Raw genomic sequence first — 21,712 nt, 5'->3', positions numbered from 1 at the left:
TGGTTGGGGAAAGGGAAAATCTTTGCCCAGGCGGGCGTATTCTTCCGGCGGTACAGGCGTGTAAAATATCTGCTGCATGGCGGTCACTTCCAGCAAATATTCTACCTGTTCCACAGCCGGAAGAAAAGGGGTCAGTCACTGGTTGTCATATTCTGGTGAATAGACGGACTGACTGACCTGAAATACCAGCACAATTTGCGAAGCAGTTGCAGATTATTCTGGTATCGGAAATAGTTGCAGATTGTTCAATCTGCGAAAATGGGCAGGGGTTGGGCTAAATCAAAGTGAGAATTGACATTACAAATACATGGAGCGGTACGGGGTAATTATCCACCACGCCGCCGCTTTGGTTATCGCCCGGCGGGCGATAGGCTTCACAGAGCGCATTACCAGCGAGTTGAAGCAAAAAATTCGAATCATCAAAGAGAAGCTGGACCAGAAGGTTGATTCCTTACCTGGGGAAGGAAAAGGGATGACTGATGCGGTGAAGCGGCTCTTCAATCGGTTGGAAGGAAAGATTCCCGTTCACAACGGGCTGACCCGTTTTAAGCAGGAATCGTTTTATTCCGTCTGGCACGAGTTGAAGCAGCTCGCTTTATCAAGTAGGTGACCCCGTTTAGCCGGTGTCGGACAAACCGGTAGGCCGTACCTAACAGGTCGCGGGAGGCGTCCGGCACTCAAGAAACTTAAGTGCTGGACCGCGAAATGGTCAACATTGATGAAGGCGCAAGCCGGAACTGCCTGTTACGCGCAGTTCTCCCGTCCGGGTGGGACTCCCGGGGCCGAGGTCTCCCTGTCGCTACAGCCTGCTCCCAGGGGTAGGCAAATCCAATCCAGAAAGGAGCGAAAGCCTGGTCATGGGGAGGCCGCTTAACAAGGAATGGTACAATGTATCAGGAATTGTTAAGTTTTTTGAACCAGGAAACAACGCGCTGATGGCCTTCTGGACGGATAGAGCTGGCAGGAGAGAAAGGGTGCTGTTGACCGCTCTCCTGGCCCTGGGCCTGGGATTCTGTTTATACACGTTTATTCTGGCGCCTCAGGCCAGGGCTTACCTGTCAACCCGGCAGGAGCTGGAAAAGGCCCGGGAGAAACTGGCCGGTTACCGGGCCACGGCTGCTGCTTTAAGGGATGAGAGCGAGAAACTGGAAAAGGCCCGGGCCCAGGCGGCCATCCTGGGAAAACAGTTTGCCAGCGACATAAGGAAGGGAGAGGATATTGTCCTGCTGGGCCTGGAGGCAGCTTCCAGGAACGTGGACATCACAGGTGTGGAGCCCGGCGGGATCAGAGAACAAAAATATACCCTGGAAATGCCCCTGAAAATTTCCGTGGAAGGGGACTTCAGGGATGTGCTGGATTTCTGCCGGAGCCTGGAAAAAGGGGCCCTGCACAACCTGACCGAGATAAGGGGTATCAATATGGAGGGCACTGATACGCCCGGCAGGGTGAAGGCGGAATTCAGCGTGGTCTTATATGCGGATAGATCGCCCGGGAGCAGGTTGAAACTGGAGGAAATGGGCAGGTGGTTGACCGGCCGCTATAATATTTTCGCGCCAGCGGATGGCACGGCACCCGTTCCCGAACTGTCCGGCCGGCTGAAGGGGCTGCCGGCGCCGCCCGGCGCGGGGTCATCTCCCGCCTCCCCCGCTGCGGGGAACACACCGGAGTTGACAGGCCAGGACCTGCCATCCGGGGAAAAAGGTACGGTGGCGGGAGAGGTTTATTACTTCAACAAGTAATGATTGCAGGCGTTTAGGAATAACTGAAAATAGGCCGCGGGTGGGATAATGCGGGGTCGCTTTTCAGAGCGGGCAGGTCGTAAAAGTTATTCAAATCCGCTGCCGGGCGCCGGTTTGCCCTGTGCAGCGGGGCACAGCGGGCTGGGAGGCCGGCCGGGCCGCCGGAAGGTATCCTCCGGCGCCGGGATTTCCCCCGGCTACAGCCTGGTGGAATTGCTGCTGGTGGTGGGAATTTCCTTCCTGGTGCTGGTGGTGGTTATCCCCGCCTATAAGAACACTAATACGCACCGGGCGCTTTTCATGGCCGCCCGGCAAATGGCGCAGGATATCCGGGCCTGCCAGCAGGAGAATATGTGTGCGCCCGGCATGAGCGTGGAAATCGTTTTTGATGTGGTGGGGGACTGCTATTACCTGGCCAGCGGGGTAAAAACGCTCAGGAAGGTGGTGCTGCCCGCTGAAGTGGATCTGGCCGCGGTCAGGTTTTCCGATCTGGGAAATGCGTTGAGCTTTAACTCCAGCGGGGTACCCCGCCCCGGCGGGGGTACGGTAACTTTAAAGAGCAGGGACGAAAGCTCTTTTTATTATGTGATTGTAGCCCCGGTTACCGGTCGGGTTCGTGTTTCGCCCACACCTCCCGCCAGCTGGTATGGCGGGTAGCCGTCTCCTTATACGCGCCGAAAAATTGGGCATAATTACGTTTACAGTACTGGCAAAGATTCTATGGAATGATTCAATCCCGTATAAGAGGTGATCCCTTTGGTCGATGAACGTTTATTAAAAGAAGTCCTGGACCTGGCCCTCTCCAGCGGTGGCGATTTTGCCGATATCTTCGTGGAGCATAAACAGGCCACGGGTATCGGCCTTGAAGGCGGTAAAATCGAGCGGGTTCATTCGGGTATAGATATGGGTGCGGGTATCCGCGTGATTAACGGCGATTCCACGGCCTATGCTTATACCAACGACCTGAGCCGGGAAGGCCTCCTCGAGGCCGCCCGCATGGTCAGTCATGCCGCCCGGGGAGAGAAAAAGGAATACCACCTGGACCTGCGCCGGGTGCAGCCCGTGGTGGAATTTTCCATAATGGAGCCGCCCGATACAATCGAACCGGAACGCAAAGTGGAGGCGGTGCAGTCCGCCGACCGGGCCGCCCGGGCCGTGGATGGGGACAGGATCAAACAGGTAATGGTGGGTTACGGGGATGTGGTCCAGAGGGTGGTTATTGCCAACAGTGACGGCGAGTACGTGGAGGACGAGCGCATCCGCACCCGCCTGATGGTGCAGGTGGTGGCCGCCGAGGGGCCGAACCTGCAGACGGGCTACGAAGCCATGGGCGGGCTAACCGGCTTTGAGCTGCTGGAGCAATACCGTCCCGAGGCGGTGGCGGAAGTGGCGGCCCGGCGGGCCGTGGCAATGCTCAAGGCAAGGGAAGCTCCCACCGGCAGGATGCCCGTGGTGATGGCCGGCGAGGCCGGGGGAACCATGGTTCACGAGGCCTGCGGCCACGGCCTGGAAGCGGATCTGGTGCAGAAAAAGCTTTCGGTTTATGCCGGCAAAAAGGGGCAAAAGGTGGCCGCCGACATTGTGACCGTGATCGACGATGCCAGCATGGCCGGCCATTATGGTTCCTACCGCTTTGATGACGAGGGGGTGCCGGCCCGGAAAGTGACCCTCATTGAAAACGGGGAGCTCACGGACTACATGTACGACCGGCTCACCGCCTCCCGGGAGGGGAGGAAATCCAACGGCCACGGCCGCCGGGAGTCCTACCAGCACAAGCCCATCCCCCGCATGGGCAATACCTACATCGCTCCGGGCAAAATGGACCCGGAAAAAATCATCCGGGAGGTCAAAAACGGCCTGCTGGTGAAGAAAATGGGGGGCGGCCAGGTGAATACCACCACCGGGGATTTTGTTTTTGACGTGGCCGAGGGGTACCTGATCCAGGATGGGGAAGTGGGTCCCATGGTGCGGGGGGCGACCCTGACGGGCAACGGCCCCGAAGTCCTGCGCATTGTGGAGATGATCGGCAGGGATCTGGGCTTCACCATCGGAACCTGCGGCAAGGACGGGCAGGGAGTGCCGGTGAGCGACGCCCAGCCCACCATGGCCATCAGGGAGCTCGTGGTGGGCGGCACAAGCCACAGCCGGGCCGATGGCAAGATCCGGCGCCTGTAGTGCCCGCGGTTTCAGGCAAAAGTTAGGGGGGACGATAATGGGCCGCATAAAAGAAACGGCAGCGGTTTATGAAACCAGGCCCCTGCCGGAAGGCAAGATCACCTTTGAGGAGTTTTTGGCCTGGTGCGATGAAGATACCTGGGCGGAGTGGGTGGATGGGGAGGTTGTTATATTGACGCCGGCAGCCAGAAAGCATCAAAAAATAACTGCCCTATTATCAACCTTGTTAAGGGAATTTGTTCTCAAGCAGAGCTTGGGAGATGTTTTGACCGCTCCTTTTTTGGTGCGCCTGCCAGAAAGCCTGCGCCGGGGCCGGGAGCCGGATATTTTTTACGTAAGCAACGAAAAGCTACCGCTATTGAAGGAAACATATATGGACGGTCCCCCCGATCTGATTGTGGAAATAACCTCTCCGGAAAGCCTGGCCCGGGACCGGGGGGAAAAGTATGTGGAATATGAGGCTGCAGGCGTTAAAGAATACTGGCTTATCGACCCGGACAGGCGGCAGGCGGAATTTTACAGGCTGGCTGAAGAAGGGCGCTACCGTACAGTTCATCCAAACGAAGAGGGGATCTATCGTTCGGAGGTCATCCCCGGCTTCTGGCTGCAGGTGAGCTGGCTGTGGCAGGACCCCCTTCCTTCAGCTATTGACTGTTTGAAAGAGTTGGGTTTGATTTAAACAAAAGGCGGGGCCCCTTGCCGGACCCCGCCCCTGATACTTTTTTACCGCCCGGAATTTTTTAAAACGCGGTGTAATTTCCCGGACGTTCCGAAACCAGTTTGGTCATCAAACTGGCGATAACCTGTTTTTCCTGCTGGTCGGCCACCTGCCATAACTCTTTCAGTACCCTTTGCTCCGGGCTGGCCGGCGGTACGTGATCGGCCAGCACCTGGCCGGCCTGCTGGGCCAGGTTTACGATACGTTCCCGGGAAATACCCAGTTCTTCCGCAAATTCTACGGCCTGACCAAGGAAGTTTTTCCAGTTATCCCAGTTGGTGCTAACCTGCCGGATGTCCATATTAACACCCCTTTCCTGATTTCTGGCAGGACCTGTTACTATTTTGTTCCTTTTTCCACCGCCTTATTCAGGAAAAGGAATACACACCTCTGTAAACAGCGGCATATGGTAACAAAAGAAAAGGGAGAGCATGCTTATTGGAGGCCTTATCCAGGGGGTAGGCTGTATGAAAATTGGTGATATCGTGACCCGTAAGGTATGCGGGGAAGACATGCAGTTTTGCATACTGGGCTTTTACACCAGGCAGAGCACCGGGGAAAGGGTGGCCATACTGGCCATGCTGGACCCCACCACCATAGTGGAGGCATCGGTACAGGAACTGGCCCCGGTGTCTTTGAAAGATATATTTGCCCTGACCACAAGCATTTATGTGCACTGACTGCCGGAAGGCAGTTTTTTGTTGCCCCTGAAAGGAATAGGTTGATGCCTATTGAATAATACTTATGGTGATGTGGAAAGGAGTGGGATCTAATTTGGCCGATTTTATGGAAATTGCCCGGTTTGCCCTTCAGCGGGCTGCTGCCATTGGTGCCGGCCAGGCTGAAGCCTATCTCAATAACAGTAAGGAACTGGTTGTGGAAGTGCGGGACGGTCAGGTGGAAACCATGAAGCTGGCCCGGGACCGCGGCCTGGGCCTGAGGGTGCTGGTGGGCAGCAGTGCCGGGTTTGCCTTTACCACCGATCTCTCCAGAACTGCTGTTGAGGATGCTGTCCGCCAGGCCATAAACAATGCCGCCAGCGCTGACCCGGACCCCTACCGGGTACTGCCGGAACCTCCCCCCGCTTATCCTGCTCTGGACCTTTATGACCCGGCCATCCATAGAGCTGCTGTAGAAGAAAAGATCGAGCTGGCCCGGGCCATGGAAAGGGCGGCCCGGGATTTTGATCCCCGGGTAAAAATAATTGAAAGTGCCGCCTACCAGGATGCGGAAATTGATGTTACCCTGGTCAACAGCCTGGGTGTTGTGGCCACCTATCAGAGCGCTTACTGCGGCCTTTACCTGTCGCTGGTGGCTGAAGAAAACAATGACAGCCAGACGGGATTTGCCATGGATTACCGCCTGCGGTATGACCAGCTTGATCCCGGCAGGGTTGGGCGGGAGGCTGCCGGGCGTGCCGTGCGCATGCTGGGGGCCAGGCCGGTGACCACCCGCCGGGCGGCGGTAATAATGGAACCCTACGTGGTTACCGGTTTTCTGGGCCTGCTGGGTCCCGGCCTTACTGCCGAAGCCGTGCAGAAGAACCGTTCTCCTTTTGCCGGTAAGGTGGGGCAAAAGGTGGCCTCTCCCCTGGTGAATGTTATCGATGATGGTGCTCTGGACGGGGGGATTGCCTCCGCTCCTTTTGATGGCGAGGGTGTGCCCACCGGCCGTACGGTGCTGATAGAAGGCGGAATTTTGCGCGGCTTTCTGCACAATACATATACGGCCGCCAGGGATGGTGTCAAATCCACCGGCAATGGGGTGCGCGGTTCCTTTAAAAGCCCTCCGGAGGTGGGGACGACCAACTTTTTCATCCAGCCGGGAACCACTTCCCTGGAGGATCTCATTCGTGATACGAAGCAGGGTTTATATGTTACCGAGGTACTGGGAATGCACACGGCCAACCCCATCTCCGGCGATTTTTCCGTGGGGGCGGCGGGGATATTGATTGAAAACGGGCAGCTTACCCGCCCTGTCCGGGGCGTTGCCATTGCCGGCAACCTTATGACCATGCTCCAGCAGGTGGATGGTGTGGCCAGCAACCTGACCTTTTATGGAGGCCGGGGGGCGCCGGCCATCAGGGTGGCCGGGATGTCCATCAGCGGCCATTAAGAACAGGCTTTGCAAGTATGATGGGTTATGATAAAATTTTTTTTGCGATCCATTCCTGGCAGGAAGGTGCTCCTGGTGAAAATACTGGTTTTGAATGGACCCAATTTAAATTTGCTGGGGCGCCGGGAACCCCGGGTTTACGGTGCCCTCACCCTGGAGGAAATTAACGCTTCCCTTGAGCGGCTGGCCGGAGAATTGGGCGTAGAGGTTTCCTTCTTCCAGTCCAACCACGAGGGTGAGCTGGTGGACAGGCTCCACCGGGCGGCGCAGGAAGAGGATGCGGTGGTTTTCAACCCGGGAGCCTATACCCATTACAGCATTGCCCTGAGGGATGCGGTAGCTGCTGCCGGTTTACCCGTAATCGAAGTGCACCTTTCCAACATCTATGCCCGTGAAGAATTTCGCCACCGTTCGGTGATCGCCCCGGTGGCTGCCGGTCAAATCAGCGGCCTGGGTGAGCTCGGATACCGCCTGGCCTTAAGGGCCGCGGTGGAGCTGGCGCGGAAGAGGAGGGCCGGGTGTGCGGGAAAGGATTGAGCGCCTGCGGGCCAGGCTGGCCCGGGAGAACATAGATGCCATGCTGGTGATGCGCCCGGAAAACCGTTATTACCTGAGTGGTTTTACCGGTTCCGCCGGGGCCCTGGTTATTACCGCCCGGGAGGCCTATTTCTTAGCCGATTTTCGTTATTTTGAGCAGGCGCAGGAAGAATGCCCTTTCTGTCAGGTGATAGGGTTTAAAGAATCCCTTTATGATACCCTGGCTGAAAAGCTTCCCCGCTGGGGGGTTAACCGGCTGGGCTATGAAGGGGATTTCCTGACCTATAAACAGGCAGTTACCCTGCAGGAGAAGCTGGAAAAAACCCCGGTGGTACCCCTTTATGGACTTGTGGAGGAGCTGCGGCAGGTGAAGGATCCGGGGGAAATTGAACTTCTGTCCCGGGCCGCGGCCCTGGCCGATCAGGCTTTCGAGCACATCCTGGGTTACCTGAAGCCGGGGATGACCGAATGGGATGTGGCTGTAGAGCTGGAATGTTTTATGCGCCGTTTGGGTGCTCGTAAAAGCGCCTTTGATATTATTGTGGCCTCGGGCCCCCGGGGTGCCCTCCCCCATGGCGTGGCTTCCCAGCGCGTTATTCAAGCGGGGGATCTGGTGACCATGGACTTTGGCTGCGTGTACCGCGGGTACAATTCCGACCTTACCCGGACGGTGGTGGTTGGTTCGCCCCATCCCCGCCAGAAAGAAATCTACGACCTGGTGCTGGCTGCCCAGCGGGCCGCCCTGGCGGCCGTGCGGGCTGGAATAAAGGCCTGCGACGTGGACCGGGCGGCCCGGCAGGTAATCGATTCCGCCGGTTATGGGGAGAACTTCGGCCACAGTACGGGTCACGGTGTGGGCCTGGCGGTGCACGAGGAGCCTTCCGTTTCCAAAAAGAATGAAACCTTGCTCCAGCCGGGCATGGTCATTACCATCGAGCCGGGTATTTATCTCCCCGGCTGGGGCGGGGTCAGGATTGAGGATTTGGTGGTGGTGGAGGAAGAGGGGTGCCGTATCCTGACCAGTGCTCCCAAAGACCCTCTGCCTGAGGTTCCTGTATAAAAGGTATTTTATATTTATAAAGGGGGTTTGGCTGAAAAGTGATTTCCACCAACGATTTTAGAACCGGACTGACCATTGAACTGGACGGCGATGTCTACCAGGTAATTGATTTCCAGCATGTCAAGCCGGGGAAGGGGGCGGCTTTTGTCCGCTCAAAACTCAGAAACCTGCGCACCGGGGCGGTAATTGAAAAGACCTTTAACGCCGGCGAGAAAATACCCCGCGCCCACGTGGAACGGCGGGAAGTGCAGTACCTGTATAATGACGGTACCAGCTACAACTTTATGGATATGGAAACCTTCGACCAGTTTTCCATGACCAGAGAACAGCTTGGTGATGCGGTCAACTTTTTAAAGGAAAATATGACCATCAACCTCCTTATGTTCCAGGGAAGATCCATAGGCGTGGATTTACCCAATTTTGTGGAGTTGAAAGTGGTGGACACGCCCCCTGGCATCAAGGGTGATACCGCCTCCGGGGGTTCCAAACCCGCTACCCTGGAAACCGGGTATGTCGTTCAGGTGCCCTTTTTTGTAGAGGTGGGGGATGTTTTGCAGATTGACACCCGTACAGGGCAATATATCAAGCGGGTATAAGAATCTTTCTTCTCAATTCAATCTTCAGGAAATATATGTTTAAAACCCCCCGATAAGAGCAATACTATAACAGTCCAGTTGGATACTCATTAAATAAGGGGGGTTTGATTAATGGAAGATTTGAAAGCCAGGGTAGCTTACCTGCAGGGTCTTTCCGCAGGTATGGACCTGGAAAAGGAGAGTAAGGAAGGCCGGTTACTTTCAAGCATAATTGATGTCCTTGGCGACTTTGCCAATTCTTTTGACGAGCTGCAGGAAGCCCAGGAACAGCTGGAGGATTATCTGGAAAGCATTGATGAGGATCTGTACTCCCTGGAAGATGAGGTTTATGAAGATCGCCCGGACAGGCATGATGACGATTACATGGAAGTTGAATGCCCGCGTTGCGGGGAGATAGTTTGTTTTGACCGGGACATTCTCGATGATGAGGATGTGATTGAAGTAACCTGCCCCAACTGCGACGAAGTGGTCTTTGTTAACGATAACGCCTACACCTCCGCCGATGAGCCCGAAGAACTGGAAGGCAGCGCAGGGGCGGATCACGAAGATGACCTTTAAGGTTTCGGTAATGCCGAAACCTTTTTTTATATTCCAGGTGAAATGCACGCGGATACCCCCCTCTTGACTTCAAGCCTGACCGGGTTTACAATAGGCCAGAGATTTCAAGGGAGGCGGTAGTACCATGTGCAGGATAGTAATTATTGGTGGTGTGGCTGCAGGTCCCAAAGTAGCAGCACGGGCCCGGAGGCTCATGCCGGATGCTGAGATCACCATTATCGAGCGGGGCCGCCTTATTTCTTATGCGGGCTGCGGTATGCCCTTTTATGTCGGCGGTCAGGTCAAGGACTTTAACCAGTTATTCGCTACATCGTATGGCGTAATCAGGGACGAGCATTACTTCATGAACGAAAAAGGGGTGAAAGTGCTCACCCGTACGGAAGCCAGGTCCATCGACCGGCAGAAAAAAGAAGTGACCATTGTAAACCTGGATACCGGTGAAACCAGCACCATCCCCTATGACAAGCTGGTGCTGGCCACCGGTTCCAGCCCGTTTGTTCCTCCCATCCCCGGCCTGGATTTAAAGGGCGTTCACCGGCTTAACCATCCCGATGATGCCAGGAAAATTGTGGAGCAGCTGGATGGGGTAAACGAGGCGGTAATTGTGGGGGCGGGGCTGATAGGTATGGAGGCAATGGAGGCCCTGCTCAGGCGGAAGATCTTCGTGTCGGTGGTGGAACTCAAAGAGCAGATCCTGCCCGGCGTGCTCGACCCCGACCTGGCAGCGGTACTGGCATTCCGCCTGGAAGAGGAAGGCGTGGAGTTCCACCTGGGCAGGAAGGTAATGCGCCTGGAAGGTGATGAAGAGGGGCGGGTCTGCCGGGTGGTGACCGATGGCGGCACCCTGGATGCCCAGATGGTGATTGTGGCCGTGGGCGTAAGGCCCAACGTGGAACTGGCCAGGGCTGCCGGCCTTACCATTGGGGAAACGGGAGCCATTGCGGTAAACGAATACCTGCAGACCAGCGACCCGGATATCTATGCTGTGGGGGACTGCGTGGAAAACCTGCACCTGGTTTCCGGGCGGAAGGTATACATCCCTCTGGCTTCCACGGCCAACCGCCAGGGGCGGGTGGCCGGTGACAACCTGGCCGGCAGGAAGAGCAGGTTCAAGGGCGTGCTGGGTACCTCCGTGCTGAAGGTATCGGGCTGGAATGTGGGCCGTACCGGCCTGGGCGAGCAGCAGGCCCGGGAGCTGGGATATGATGTGCTCACCGCCCTCAACGCCACCCATGACCGCACCCATTACTACCCCGGTCATGACAACCTGCTCATTAAACTGGTGGTGGATAAGAAGAGCCGCAGGTTACTGGGTGCCCAGGCCATTGGCGGGGGCGACGTCATCAAGCGGATAGATGTGGTGGCCACGGCCCTGTATTTTGGGGCTTCGGTGGACGACCTGTTCGATGTGGATCTGGGTTACGCCCCGCCCTTCAATACTCCCATTGACCCGGTTCAGCACGGGGCCAACATTGCCCGGAACAAGGCGGATGACCTGGCCAGGACCATCAGCGCCCGGGAGCTTATGGAAAAGCTGGAGCGGGGAGATGATTTTGTCCTCCTGGATGTGCGCACCCCGGAACAGTACGCGTACCGCCATATTGAGGACGAGCGGGTAATGCTGGTGACCCTGGGCGACCTGCGCCGCCGCATTGAGGAAATACCCAGGGATAAGGAGATCGTTACCCTCTGCGCCCTGGGCGTGCGGGCATATGAAGCCATGCGCATTTTAACCGGCGCCGGCTTCAAGGACGTAAAATTCCTGGAAGGCGGCCTGCAGGGCTGGCCCTACGAGCTGGAATAACTCAGGCAACCGGATATGCAATAGCTGACTAAAGACCCTTCACCTGTGGTGAGGGGTCTTTTTTTGACAATTTTTTGGGGTATAAAAACTTGTCCCTCCAAATATTTATGAACCAGGAAGGGAGGGACAACCATGATCGGTACACCCCTGCTTCGCCCGGTCAGGCCGGCGCAAACCCGGCCCGTGGAGGAAGTATTAACGGTGCTGCCCGTTCAGCTGCGCAACCTGATTACCAGGCTGCCACCGGAAATCCTGGAACAGCTGGAAGAAATTCGCCTGCGCCAGGAGCGCCCCCTGGCTCTGGGGCTGATTCACCGGGATGCTTTTCTCAGCCCGGAGGGCAACCTGGTGAGCGATCCTGAACAGGCCTACCGGGTGAGCGCCGGTGATCTGGAACGTACCCTTCAGCTTGTTACCGGGTCATCACTCTATGCTCTGGAGGAGGAGTTGCGCAGTGGCTACATCACCCTGCCCGGAGGGCACCGGGTCGGCCTCACCGGGCGCGCGGTAATGGAAGGGGGCCGGGTGAGGACCTTGAAGTATATCAGCTCCCTCAATATTCGCGTTTCCCGCGAAGTGCCGGGCCTGGCTACCCCCCTTTTGCCCTACCTGATTGACCGGCAGGTAAAAAGCATCTACCATACCCTGATTTTTTCCCCTCCCCGCTGCGGGAAGACCACCATGCTGCGGGATATCATTCGCCAGCTGAGCAACGGTGTACCCGAACTGGATCTCCCCGGCCTTACAGTGGGGGTGGTCGACGAGCGTTCCGAGCTGGCCGGCTGTTACCGGGGGGTGCCCCAGCGGGACGTGGGGGTGCGCACCGATGTACTGGACGGCTGTCCCAAGGCGGAGGGCATGATCATGCTCCTGCGCTCCATGGCTCCCCAGGTGATTGCTACCGATGAAATTGGAAGGGAAGAAGATATAGCTGCCCTGGAAGAAGTGTTCCATGCCGGGGTGAGGGTACTGGTTACTGTACACGGTGCTTCCCTGGCTGAACTGGCCGTTCGTCCGGCCCTGCGGCATCTTTTTAAGCTAAAGGTAATTCAGCGTTTTGTCCTTCTGGGCCGTTCCCGGGGCGTGGGGACGGTGGAGGACATCCTGGACGGCCGGACCATGCGTTCACTGGGGGTGGGGTGATGCTGAAAATCCTGGGCAGTGTGTTAATTCTCCTGGCCGGTGGAGGGATGGGGATAACCATGGCCGGTTATTATGCCCGCAGGCCGCAGGAACTGCGCAGCCTGCAGGCTGCCTTAAAGATGCTGGAAACGGAGATTACCTACACTGCCACCCCGCTCCCCGAAGCGCTGGGCCGGGTGGCGGAGCGGGCGGGCCCGCGGGTGGCTTTGCTGTTCAACCGGGCCCGGGAAGAGCTCATGTCACCGGCAGGCTGCACGGCACGTGAAGCCTGGGAGGAAGCGCTGAAGGCTTTTTACCCCACCAGTGCCCTGGCCCCTTCCGATCTGGCTGTTCTTCGCCAGCTGGGACCCGCCCTGGGCATTTCCAGCATGGAGGATCAGAGCAAGCACCTGCGCCTGGCCATGGAACAGCTGGGCAGGGAAATGGCGCAGGCCGAGGAAAAGGCTTCCCGCTACGTTAAGCTCTGGAACTATCTGGGCTTTCTCGGCGGGCTGGCCCTGATTTTGATGCTGTACTGAAAAGGGGGAGCTGCCATGGGTTATGATATCAATCTGATTTTTAAAATTATCGGTATAGGAATTCTGGTTGGTGTGGCCCATTACGTCCTGAAAAACTCCGGTAAAGAAGATTACGCCGTTATTGCTACCCTGGGCGGGCTCGGGATTGTGCTCATCTGGGTGGTACAGCTGCTGGGGGGGTTCTTTGACCAGGTGAGGTCGGTGTTCAAGCTGTTTTAAAGGGGTGGCGCCCGTGGAGATTATGCAGATTGTCGGCCTGGGGATAGTGGCGGCAGTGCTGGCGGTTACCATCCGGCACAACAAACCGGAAATGGCCATGCTCTTGAGCATTGCCACGGGAATCATCCTTTTCATGCTGGTTCTGGGTAAGATTGGCTCGGTGATTGATGTGCTCAGGGATCTTGCTTCCCGGGCCAATTTAAATATGGTTTATCTGGGGACCATTCTCAAAATCGTGGCCATCGCCTACATTGCCGATTTCGGGGCCCAGATTTGCCGGGATGCGGGGGAGGGAGCGGTGGCTTCCAAAATAGAATTTGCAGCCAAAGTTCTCATCCTTGTCCTGGCGGTACCCATAATGATTGCCGTACTCCAGTCCCTCCTGAAACTCGTACCCTGAGGTGATGGAGATGCTCCGGCCCTTCTCGTTACTGGTGCTCTGCCTATTTTGGGTGCTCTGTCCCGCTGCCGCCCTGGCCCTGCCGGAAAGCCCGGCCGGAAGTGCTCCTTCCCTGGAGCCGGCCCTCACGTCACCCGATCTCAGCGGGGTTGAGGATTATATCAACACCCTGGATGCCGAAATTAAAGAAGCCCTGCCCGGATTCCATTTTAAAGAAATGGTTATAAAACTGGTCAATGGGGAACTTGATTTAAGCCCCGGGGAGATTTTAAAGGACCTGTTTTCCTACCTGTTTCGTGAAGTGGTGGCCAATTCCGCCCTCCTGGGTAAACTGGTGGTTCTGGCTGTTATATGTGTGATACTGCAAAATTTCTCCACCGCCTTTGACCGGGGGACTACCGGCCAGCTGACCCATATGGTTACCTACCTGGTGCTGGTTACCATTGCCATAGGTTCTTTTGCCCTGGCGGTGCAGACGGGCAGGGAAGTGGTGGACAAGATGGTTACCTTCATGCAGGCCCTGATGCCTGTCCTGCTTACCCTGCTGGTGGCACTGGGCGGGGTGGCTACGGCAGCCATCTTCCATCCCGTAATTCTGGTAAGTATCACCTTAATTGGAACCCTGATTAAAAACCTGGTTTTACCCCTGGTGTTCTTTTCGGCGGTACTGGGGCTGGTCAGCGACCTTTCCCCCCGCTTTAAAGTTTCCGGCCTGGCGGGCCTGCTGCGGGGTGTTGCCGTCGGGATTCTGGGAGTAATGGGGACAGTTTTTCTGGGCCTGCTGGCTGTCCAGGGAGTTGCGGGAGCTGTAGGCGACGGGGTAATCCTGCGTACGGCCAAGTTTTCCATCGATGCCTTCATTCCTGTGGTGGGAGGGATGTTTTCCGATGCCCTGGAAGCGGTGATCAGCTCATCCCTGCTAATTAAAAATGCTGTGGGTATTGCCGGTGTGGTGGCGGTGGTGATGATCATGACCCTGCCGCTGGTCAAGCTCATTTCCCTGGCCTTTATTTATAAGCTGGCTGCTGCTTTAATTCAACCGGTGGACGATTCCCAGGTAGTTTCCTGCCTTTCGGACCTGGGTAATAACATAATTCTCATTTTCGCCACTGTGGCTACGGTGGGCCTGCTCTTCTTCTTCGCCATTGCCATTATGGTGGGGGTGGGTAACCTGACCGTCATGCTGCGCTAGGGGGGAGGGATGGTGTGGAGCTTATCCGCCAGCTTGTTCAGAACCTGATCGTTATCGTGGTTCTGGCGGTTTTTCTGGAAATGCTGCTGCCGGCCAGCGACATGCGGCGCTACGTAAAAATGGTCATGGGGTTGCTGATTATCGTGGTAGTTTTGCAGGCCATAGGAGGGATAGTCCGGGGGGACTGGCAGCGCCACCTGGAGCCGGCTATAAATGCTGCCCCTTCGGGGGTTCCGGACCTGAAAGAGATTCTGGCCGCGGGGCAGCGTTTGAAAGACGGACAGGAGCAAAAAGCTCTGGAGGAGTACCGCCAGGGCCTTTCCCGCCAGATTGTTGCCCTGGCGGGTTTGAACAGCGAGGTTCAGGTGGTAAAGGCCCGGGTGGAAATTTATACGGATCCCGGGGACAGGCATTACGGGCAGATCCGGGAAGTTTTTCTGTTGCTGGCTGCAGCCCGCCCCCGTATTCAGGAACAGGGTTCCGGCCGGGGTGAGCAACTGGTGGAACCGGTAACCATTAATGTCGGGGAACGGGCACAGCCGGTTCAGGGAGAGGTAAACGCAAAACCGGGGCCGGAAGCGGAAAAAGCTGCAGCCCGGCTGGCCAGGGTGGTGGCCGATTTCTATAACCTTTCACCTGATCAGGTCAAGGTGCAATGGGTGAGTTGATTTAAGGGGGGCTGGTAAAAATGTCTATCTGGGGAGCCTGGAAGAAGTTTCTGGGTAACCGGAAGGAGGGGGATCTTCCGCCGAAAATAACACGCCGTCAGCTTGGATTGCTGGGAGGACTGGTTGCCCTGGGAGTTCTCCTGCTTGTTCTGGGGAGCATCAGTCCACCGGGGAAGGACGGGGTGCCCGCAGGTGAGGAGAACAACCGGGCAGTGCAGGAAAGCCCGGCCAAACAGGGGGATGGCTCCACCATGGCGCGCCAGGAAGCAGCCCTTGAAGCGAAATTAAGGGAAATGCTTGCCCAGGTGGAAGGGGCCGGAGAGGTGAAGGTAACTGTGCGCCTGGCCAGTTCCAGCCGGGAGGAGTATGCCGTAAACACCACCACGGGGCGCAAAACCACCGAGGAAAAAGACCAGGCGGGTGGAACCAGGGTCACCAGTGAAGATACCGGCAGCGACCAGCTGGTTTTAATTCGCTCCGGGCAGGGTGAGGTGCCGGTGGTGGAACAGGAAATTGCTGCCCGCGTGGCCGGCGTGCTGGTGGTGGCCGACGGGGCTGAAGATCCCCTGGTGAAGGCCCGGCTTTTCGAAGCCGTGCAGGTGGCCCTGGGGGTTGAACCGCAAAAAATTCTGGTCTTACCAAGGCAAAGGGGGAAAATTTGATGCGCACCATTTTGATCCGGAAGCGAATCCTCCTGGCCCTCCTGATGGGATTGCTGGGGCTGACTTTGCTTGTTCTGGGCTGGAACGGAGCCCCGGAGCCTTTTAAACGGCAGGATGAAGGGGCGCCCGTATCTGCCGGGAATATAACTGCCGAACAGGGGATGGCGGATAAAGCCTCACCCGGTTCCGGTCCGCGGGTTGCGGATGCTTCCAGCCGGGGTGCAGCCTTCTTTGTGGAATACCGCCTGGAACGGGAACGGACAAGGGGGCAGCAGCTGGAACTGCTGCGGGAAATCATCAACAATCCCCAGGCAGCACCTGAAACCCGGAAGACTGCCCAGGAGCGGCTGCTGGCCATCAGCCAGAGCCTGGCCCGGGAAACAGAGGTGGAGAATTTGCTCCGGGCCAAGGGGTTTGGAGATGCTGCCGTATCCCTGGACGGCCGGGGTGCGACCGTGGTAATCCAGGCCAGCAATATCTCCGCTGAGGAGGCTACCCGCATTGCCGAGCTGGTATCCCGGGGGACGGGGGTGGCGGAACAGGATGTGGTAATCATTCCGGTACCCGGTTCCTGATCTAAAAACGTGTTTCAATTCTGCCCCGGGGGTCCCCGGGGCTTTTTAAGGCCAGAGTTACCGGGGTGAACAATGGGCGGAGGGAGCAGGAGTTTTATCTTATACGTAAAATTATTTAAGTAAAGGTCGTATGGGTACGATCACAAAAACAGATACCGGTTGCGGCGGGGCCGCTCCCCGTTCCCGGAAATGAAGGAACGTGTTATTAACTGTCAGAAGAGGGGGGTAGGGAGATGTTAAAAGCAAAAGATATGACCATGGAGCAGATTACCCATACTTTTTGCAGCTGGTGCAAATACAGGCGCGTCAGCCTGGGCCAGACTTACTGGGAGTGCGGCCTGCAGGAAAAAGATCTCCAGGAACGCTGTCCTTACAGGAAGGCAGTGCGTAAAGAGGAAGAAGGGGCGAATTAAAGGGACTAATTAGTATTATTTCCGCCGGCCCGGCCCGGTTTATCCCGTTATTCCGGCTTTTATGCCGGAAAATCTTTTCCCGGGCGGGCCGCCCAGAGAGGATACTGCTGATCCCGGCGGTGGCCGGTGTGTGGAGGTGTACCGGTGAGGCAGCTTTTTGACGATAAGGCCGGAACTTACGATGAATGGTACCTGACTCCCGCAGGTCGTTTTGCGGACCGGGTGGAAAAGGAGGCGGTGCTGGGCTACCTGGAGCCGCGCCCGGGAATGAGCGTTCTGGATGTGGGTTGCGGGACGGGTAACTATTCCCTGGAGCTGGCCCGAAGGAAATTGCTGGTGACGGGCCTGGACATTTCCACGGCCATGCTGGAAAAGGCCCGCGCCAGGGCCCGGGCCGAGGGGCTGCCGGTGAAATTTGTTTGGGGTGATGCCATGCAGCTGCCTTTCCCGGATAACAGTTTCGACAGGGTTATATCCGTTTCCGCTCTGGAGTTTGTACCCGAACTGGAGGTAGCCCTTAAGGAGGCTTACCGGGTTCTCAGGCCCGGGGGCAGGCTGGTGGTGGGGTTGATTGGCGGGGACAGCAGCTGGGGCCGTTATTACAGGGAGAAGGCGCGCCGGGACCCGGGTAGTGTTTTTAACCGGGCCCGGCTGTATAACCTGGGTGAACTGCGCAGGGCCATGCCGGGTGCCGGGGTTCGTGCCCGGGCGGTCCTTTTCACTCCGCCCGGTTTTGATTATGAGCAGGAGGAAGCGGCCTGGCAGGTAGAACGTGCTGCTGTTGCGGCAGGTCGTGAAGATGGCGGGTTTATCTGTGCGGTATCTTCCAAGATTTAGGACCCCCTCTTTGAGAAGGGGGTTATTGGTTTATTTATCAGAATATTCAGATGCCCAGTTGTTAAATATATTGTATACTTGTGTAAACCCTATTTCCGGAAGCTAAAAATTTAAATATAATAAACATCAAACCAGTTAAATAAAAAACCGCAAGTTCAGGTTGTTTTCAAGCAACCTGAGTATTTTTTGTATAGCCATGTTTCTGGGGGAGGTTTCCATGGGTTTAAAGATCACCGATACTACCCTGCGCGATGGTCACCAGAGTCTTTGGGCTACCCGGATGCGCACCAAAGATATGCTGCCCATCCTGGAAAAACTGGATGCGGTGGGCTATCATTCCCTTGAAGTATGGGGCGGGGCCACTTTTGATGTGTGCATGCGTTACCTGAATGAAGATCCCTGGGAGCGCTTGCGCACCTTGAAAAAATACATCAAACGCACTCCTTTACAAATGCTTTTGCGCGGGCAGTCCCTGGTGGGATACCAGCATTATCCCGACGACGTGGTCGAAGCCTTTATCAATAAGATGGTGGAAAATGGTATTGATATCATCCGCATTTTCGATGCCTTAAACGACCTGCGCAACTTTGAAGCACCCATGCGTGTGGCTTCAAGAACGGGGGCACATATCCAGGCGGCGGTGGTTTATACCATCAGCCCGGTGCACACCACCGAGCATTACGTGGAGACGGCAGTCAGCCTGGCCCAGATGGGTGCCCATTCCATCTGCATAAAGGATATGGCCGGGCTGCTTACGCCATATAAAGCTTATGAACTGGTTAAACTGATTAAAGAGCGGGTCGGCCTTCCCGTGCAGCTGCACAGTCACTACATCGGCGGCCTAGCCCTGGGGGCCTACCTCAAGGCGGCCGAGGCGGGGGTGGATGTGGTGGATACCGCCTCCGTACCCCTGGCCTTTGGTTCATCCCAGCCTCCGGTAGAAACGGTGGTACGGGCGCTGCAGGGTACGCCGTATGATACGGGCCTGGATCTCCACCTGCTGTTTGAAATTGCTGCTTACTTTGAGGACCTGCGCAAGTCACTGGGGTACGAGCGCGGGGTGACCCGTATCAACGATATGCGGGTTTTTGAGCATCAGGTGCCCGGCGGGATGATTTCCAACCTGGTTACCCAGCTGGAGGAACAAAAAGCCCTCCACCGCCTGCCCGAGGTGCTGGAAGAAATCCCGCGGGTAAGGGCAGAACTGGGCTACCCGCCCCTGGTTACTCCCACCAGCCAGATTGTCGGTACCCAGGCCGTGCTGAACGTTCTTACCGGGGAACGTTACAAGCTGATCCCCGGTGAGGTTCGTGCGTATGTTGAGGGGCACTACGGCCGGCCGCCGGCGCCGGTGGATCCGGAGGTGGCGAGAAAGATACTGGGGGATAAAAAACCCATAACCTGCCGTCCCGCCGACTTGCTGGAGCCCAAAATGGATAAAATAAGGGAAGAGATTAAGGACCTGGCCAGGTTGGAAGAAGATTTCATTTCCTATGCCCTGTTTCCCCAGGTGGCAAGAAAATATTTTGAAAACCGTAACCGGTCCGCAGATCCTGCGGTGCCAGTTAACGGCAACCAGGGTCCTAAAGCCGGTCGCAAGGAGGATGGTAGCATGAACTTGCAGGAAATCAAGGAGCTGATTAAACTAATTGACCAGACGGATATTGCCGAGCTGTCTCTGGAGAGTGCAGGGGTAAGGGTGGCCATACGGAAAGCCGGTGCCCAGGGAATTATACCGGCACCGGAAAAGGAGGCGCCCCCGGTACCGGTGCAGGCCAGGGAAGCGGCGGCGCCGCCGGCACCGGAGCGGGAGAAGAATGTGGATATTTCCGGCCTTACCGTTATCAGGTCGCCCATGGTGGGAACTTTTTACCGGGCCCCGGCTCCGGATGCGCCTCCTTTTGTCCAGGTTGGGGATCAGGTGACGAAAGGCCAGATTTTATGCATTATTGAAGCCATGAAATTGATGAATGAAATTGAGTCGGAAGTGTCCGGTGAGATTGTGGATATTCTGGTGGAAAATGGTCAACCGGTGGAATACGGGCAGGAGTTGTTCTTGATTCGGGAAAAGTAGATGGGTAGGGAGCAGATATGTTTAAAAAAATATTGATCGCCAACCGGGGAGAAATTGCTTTAAGAATCATCCGGGCCTGCCGGGAAATGGGCATAAAAACTGTTCTGGTATACTCCGAAGCTGACCGGGACAGCCTGCCGGTGCGCATGGCCGACGAAGCTTATTGCATAGGCCCGGCGCCGGCGTCCAGGAGCTATCTCAACATCACCAATATCATCAGCACGGCCATGGTTTCCGGGGCGGATGCCATTCACCCCGGTTATGGTTTCCTGGCGGAAAACGCCGGGTTTGCGGAGATCTGTGAGAGCTGCGGTTTGACTTTTATCGGGCCACCGGCTTCCGCCATGGAAAAGATGGGGGCCAAGGCCGTAGCCCGGGAAACGGTATTAAAAGCCGGGGTGCCGGTTGTACCCGGCTCCCCCGGTGTGCTCCGGGATGTACAGGAAGCCCTCGAAGTGGCCGAAAAAATAGGCTATCCCGTGCTGGTGAAGGCATCTGCCGGTGGTGGCGGCCGGGGTATGCGGGTGGCCCATGGACCCGAGGATTTAATCCAGGCGGTTCAGATGGCCCAGGCGGAGGCCCAGGCAGCCTTTGGCAACCCCCAGGTTTATGTGGAAAAGTATGTGGAGGAGCCCCGTCATATTGAATTTCAGATCCTGGGTGACAGGTACGGGCATATGGTTCATTTAGGAGAACGGGACTGCTCCATCCAGCGACGCAACCAGAAAATGATCGAAGAATCCCCCTCCACGGCTTTGACCCCGGAATTGCGTCAGAAGATGGGTGAAATGGCAATAAAAGCCGCACAGGCTGTGGGTTACTACAGCGCCGGAACAGTGGAGTTCCTGCTGGATAAGCACCAGAACTTTTACTTCATCGAGATGAATACCCGGATTCAGGTGGAGCACCCGGTTACCGAGATGGTTACCGGCATAGACCTGATTAAGGAACAGATACGCCTGGCAGCAGGGGAGCCCCTGGGTTATAACCAGGAAGACATTCAGATCCGGGGCTGGGCTATTGAGTGCCGGATTAACGCCGAGGACCCTGCCCGCAATTTTGCTCCTTCCCCGGGGGTAATTACTGCTTACCTGCCCCCCGGGGGCCCGGGGATCCGCCTGGACAGTGCGGCCTATCCCGGGTGGAAGGTGCCCCCTCATTACGATTCCCTGATTGCCAAGCTGGTTGCCTGGGGCCAGGACCGGGAAGAGGCTATTGCCCGGATGCAGCGGGCCCTGGGCGAGTTCGTCATCGAGGGAATCAAGACCACAATTCCTTTCCACCAGCGGGTGCTGCATAACGCCTTTTTCCGCCGGGGTGAAATTTATACCAATTTCATTCAGCGCCGTATTCTGATGGGTTAACTGGTTGCGGATGGCCTTTTTATTTCTTAGTGTAAAGTTACTGTAGGAAATTGAAGAAGGAAAAAGGCGGTAGGAAATAGAAAGGAGAGTGCACCGCCTAGGAAGGGCGAGTAACCGAAGGATCGGAAACTCGGAGGTGCACTCTCATGAAGATAATTCAGCACGTATATAACAGTTTCCTGCAAGTAGCCACTTTAATTTTTGAGAAACTTGAGAAGGGGATTGATTATCCAAGGTTTCAGCTTGAGCTGCAAGACGTGCTCAATGAATTGGGCCGTAATATATGCAAGGAAGTATTGGAAGCTGCTGATGACTATGTAAGGCAGCACCGGAATGAACGAGCGG

25 protein-coding genes and 1 pseudogene are annotated in these 21,712 nt (G+C 56.5%); 25 read left to right on the top strand and 1 reads right to left on the bottom strand.

The window, feature by feature from the left end; translation table 11 throughout:
• Positions 1–307: 307 nt before the first annotated feature.
• The 5 genes from BUB44_RS13090 to BUB44_RS13070 all read left to right on the top strand — a co-directional run bounded on the left by BUB44_RS13090 (position 308) and on the right by BUB44_RS13070 (position 4,593).
• Positions 308–610, top strand: a complete 303-nt coding sequence (locus BUB44_RS13090; protein ID WP_242655985.1) for a hypothetical protein — start codon at positions 308–310, stop codon at positions 608–610.
• Positions 611–857: 247 nt separating this feature from the next.
• The gene (locus tag BUB44_RS13085) at positions 858–1,739 is read left to right on the top strand and encodes a type IV pilus inner membrane component PilO (RefSeq protein ID WP_073167090.1); all 882 of its coding nucleotides are present in this window, start codon (positions 858–860) and stop codon (positions 1,737–1,739) included.
• 114 nt (positions 1,740–1,853) lie between these two features.
• The gene (locus tag BUB44_RS13080) at positions 1,854–2,396 is read left to right on the top strand and encodes a GspH/FimT family pseudopilin (RefSeq protein WP_131821632.1); all 543 of its coding nucleotides are present in this window, start codon (positions 1,854–1,856) and stop codon (positions 2,394–2,396) included.
• A gap of 99 nt (positions 2,397–2,495) precedes the next feature.
• Positions 2,496–3,914 (top strand): TldD/PmbA family protein, encoded by a 1,419-nt coding sequence (locus BUB44_RS13075; protein ID WP_073167084.1) that lies wholly within the window; start codon positions 2,496–2,498, stop codon positions 3,912–3,914.
• Between the two features lie 37 nt (positions 3,915–3,951).
• On the top strand, positions 3,952–4,593 hold the full coding sequence (locus BUB44_RS13070; protein ID WP_073167082.1) for a Uma2 family endonuclease: 642 nt from the start codon (positions 3,952–3,954) through the stop codon (positions 4,591–4,593).
• A gap of 61 nt (positions 4,594–4,654) precedes the next feature.
• Here BUB44_RS13070 and BUB44_RS13065 read toward each other — a convergent pair whose 3' ends face one another.
• A complete protein-coding gene (locus tag BUB44_RS13065; RefSeq protein ID WP_027357546.1) occupies positions 4,655–4,933 on the bottom strand; it encodes a DUF3243 domain-containing protein in 279 nt (92 codons plus the stop codon).
• Between the two features lie 166 nt (positions 4,934–5,099).
• Between BUB44_RS13065 and BUB44_RS13060 the strand changes: the two genes are divergently transcribed.
• From BUB44_RS13060 to BUB44_RS12965, 20 genes and pseudogenes are all read left to right on the top strand, one after another.
• On the top strand, positions 5,100–5,312 hold the full coding sequence (locus tag BUB44_RS13060; RefSeq protein WP_027357545.1) for a hypothetical protein: 213 nt from the start codon (positions 5,100–5,102) through the stop codon (positions 5,310–5,312).
• A gap of 106 nt (positions 5,313–5,418) precedes the next feature.
• Positions 5,419–6,747 carry a TldD/PmbA family protein gene (locus BUB44_RS13055; protein WP_242655986.1) on the top strand — a complete coding sequence of 443 codons (1,329 nt, stop codon included), beginning with the start codon at positions 5,419–5,421 and terminating at the stop codon, positions 6,745–6,747.
• A 75-nt stretch (positions 6,748–6,822) separates the two neighbouring features.
• A complete protein-coding gene (aroQ, locus tag BUB44_RS13050) occupies positions 6,823–7,284 on the top strand; it encodes a type II 3-dehydroquinate dehydratase (RefSeq protein ID WP_073167097.1) in 462 nt (153 codons plus the stop codon).
• Complete coding sequence (locus tag BUB44_RS13045) at positions 7,268–8,344, top strand: M24 family metallopeptidase (RefSeq protein ID WP_073167077.1); 1,077 nt, start codon at positions 7,268–7,270, stop codon at positions 8,342–8,344. The genes aroQ and BUB44_RS13045 overlap by 17 nt, the downstream gene beginning before the upstream one ends.
• Positions 8,345–8,382: 38 nt before the next feature.
• Positions 8,383–8,940 carry an elongation factor P gene (gene efp, locus BUB44_RS13040; protein ID WP_027357541.1) on the top strand — a complete coding sequence of 186 codons (558 nt, stop codon included), beginning with the start codon at positions 8,383–8,385 and terminating at the stop codon, positions 8,938–8,940.
• A gap of 111 nt (positions 8,941–9,051) precedes the next feature.
• The gene (locus BUB44_RS13035; protein WP_073167076.1) at positions 9,052–9,498 is read left to right on the top strand and encodes a CD1247 N-terminal domain-containing protein; all 447 of its coding nucleotides are present in this window, start codon (positions 9,052–9,054) and stop codon (positions 9,496–9,498) included.
• A gap of 124 nt (positions 9,499–9,622) precedes the next feature.
• Entirely contained in the window at positions 9,623–11,302 is a 1,680-nt protein-coding gene (locus BUB44_RS13030; protein ID WP_073167073.1) for an FAD-dependent oxidoreductase, read from the top strand.
• Between the two features lie 132 nt (positions 11,303–11,434).
• Positions 11,435–12,445 (top strand): stage III sporulation protein AA, encoded by a 1,011-nt coding sequence (gene spoIIIAA, locus BUB44_RS13025; protein WP_073167071.1) that lies wholly within the window; start codon positions 11,435–11,437, stop codon positions 12,443–12,445.
• Complete coding sequence (gene spoIIIAB, locus BUB44_RS13020) at positions 12,445–12,963, top strand: stage III sporulation protein SpoIIIAB (RefSeq protein ID WP_073167068.1); 519 nt, start codon at positions 12,445–12,447, stop codon at positions 12,961–12,963. Before spoIIIAA ends, spoIIIAB begins: the two co-directional genes overlap by 1 nt.
• Positions 12,964–12,978: 15 nt before the next feature.
• On the top strand, positions 12,979–13,182 hold the full coding sequence (gene spoIIIAC / locus BUB44_RS13015) for a stage III sporulation protein AC (RefSeq protein WP_027356065.1): 204 nt from the start codon (positions 12,979–12,981) through the stop codon (positions 13,180–13,182).
• 13 nt (positions 13,183–13,195) lie between these two features.
• On the top strand, positions 13,196–13,582 hold the full coding sequence (gene spoIIIAD / locus BUB44_RS13010; RefSeq protein WP_027356064.1) for a stage III sporulation protein AD: 387 nt from the start codon (positions 13,196–13,198) through the stop codon (positions 13,580–13,582).
• A gap of 10 nt (positions 13,583–13,592) precedes the next feature.
• Complete coding sequence (gene spoIIIAE / locus BUB44_RS13005; protein ID WP_073167065.1) at positions 13,593–14,774, top strand: stage III sporulation protein AE; 1,182 nt, start codon at positions 13,593–13,595, stop codon at positions 14,772–14,774.
• Positions 14,775–14,788: 14 nt separating this feature from the next.
• Positions 14,789–15,442: a stage III sporulation protein AF gene (spoIIIAF, locus tag BUB44_RS13000; protein ID WP_073167062.1), complete on the top strand. Its 654-nt coding sequence runs from the start codon at positions 14,789–14,791 to the stop codon at positions 15,440–15,442.
• 20 nt (positions 15,443–15,462) lie between these two features.
• Positions 15,463–16,104 (top strand): hypothetical protein, encoded by a 642-nt coding sequence (locus BUB44_RS12995; protein ID WP_073167060.1) that lies wholly within the window; start codon positions 15,463–15,465, stop codon positions 16,102–16,104.
• Complete coding sequence (locus BUB44_RS12990; RefSeq protein ID WP_242655984.1) at positions 16,104–16,679, top strand: SpoIIIAH-like family protein; 576 nt, start codon at positions 16,104–16,106, stop codon at positions 16,677–16,679. Before BUB44_RS12995 ends, BUB44_RS12990 begins: the two co-directional genes overlap by 1 nt.
• 233 nt (positions 16,680–16,912) lie before the next feature.
• Positions 16,913–17,092 carry a hypothetical protein gene (locus BUB44_RS12985; RefSeq protein WP_027356059.1) on the top strand — a complete coding sequence of 60 codons (180 nt, stop codon included), beginning with the start codon at positions 16,913–16,915 and terminating at the stop codon, positions 17,090–17,092.
• A gap of 144 nt (positions 17,093–17,236) precedes the next feature.
• Positions 17,237–17,929 carry a class I SAM-dependent methyltransferase gene (locus BUB44_RS12980; protein ID WP_073167057.1) on the top strand — a complete coding sequence of 231 codons (693 nt, stop codon included), beginning with the start codon at positions 17,237–17,239 and terminating at the stop codon, positions 17,927–17,929.
• A gap of 217 nt (positions 17,930–18,146) precedes the next feature.
• The gene (accB, locus tag BUB44_RS12975) at positions 18,147–20,003 is read left to right on the top strand and encodes an acetyl-CoA carboxylase biotin carboxyl carrier protein (protein ID WP_207545673.1); all 1,857 of its coding nucleotides are present in this window, start codon (positions 18,147–18,149) and stop codon (positions 20,001–20,003) included.
• Positions 20,004–20,020: 17 nt separating this feature from the next.
• Positions 20,021–21,367, top strand: coding sequence for an acetyl-CoA carboxylase biotin carboxylase subunit (gene accC / locus BUB44_RS12970; protein WP_073167055.1), 1,347 nt, complete (start codon positions 20,021–20,023; stop codon positions 21,365–21,367).
• A 146-nt stretch (positions 21,368–21,513) separates the two neighbouring features.
• Positions 21,514–21,712 (top strand): annotated as a pseudogene (locus tag BUB44_RS12965) (ISLre2 family transposase); the annotation flags it as partial.

Origin of the sequence: Desulfofundulus australicus DSM 11792, assembly GCF_900129285.1 — a bacterium.
In the GTDB taxonomy this organism is placed as follows: Bacteria; Bacillota; Desulfotomaculia; order Desulfotomaculales; family Desulfovirgulaceae; genus Desulfofundulus; species Desulfofundulus australicus.
This window is presented reverse-complemented; position numbering and strand designations above follow the sequence as displayed.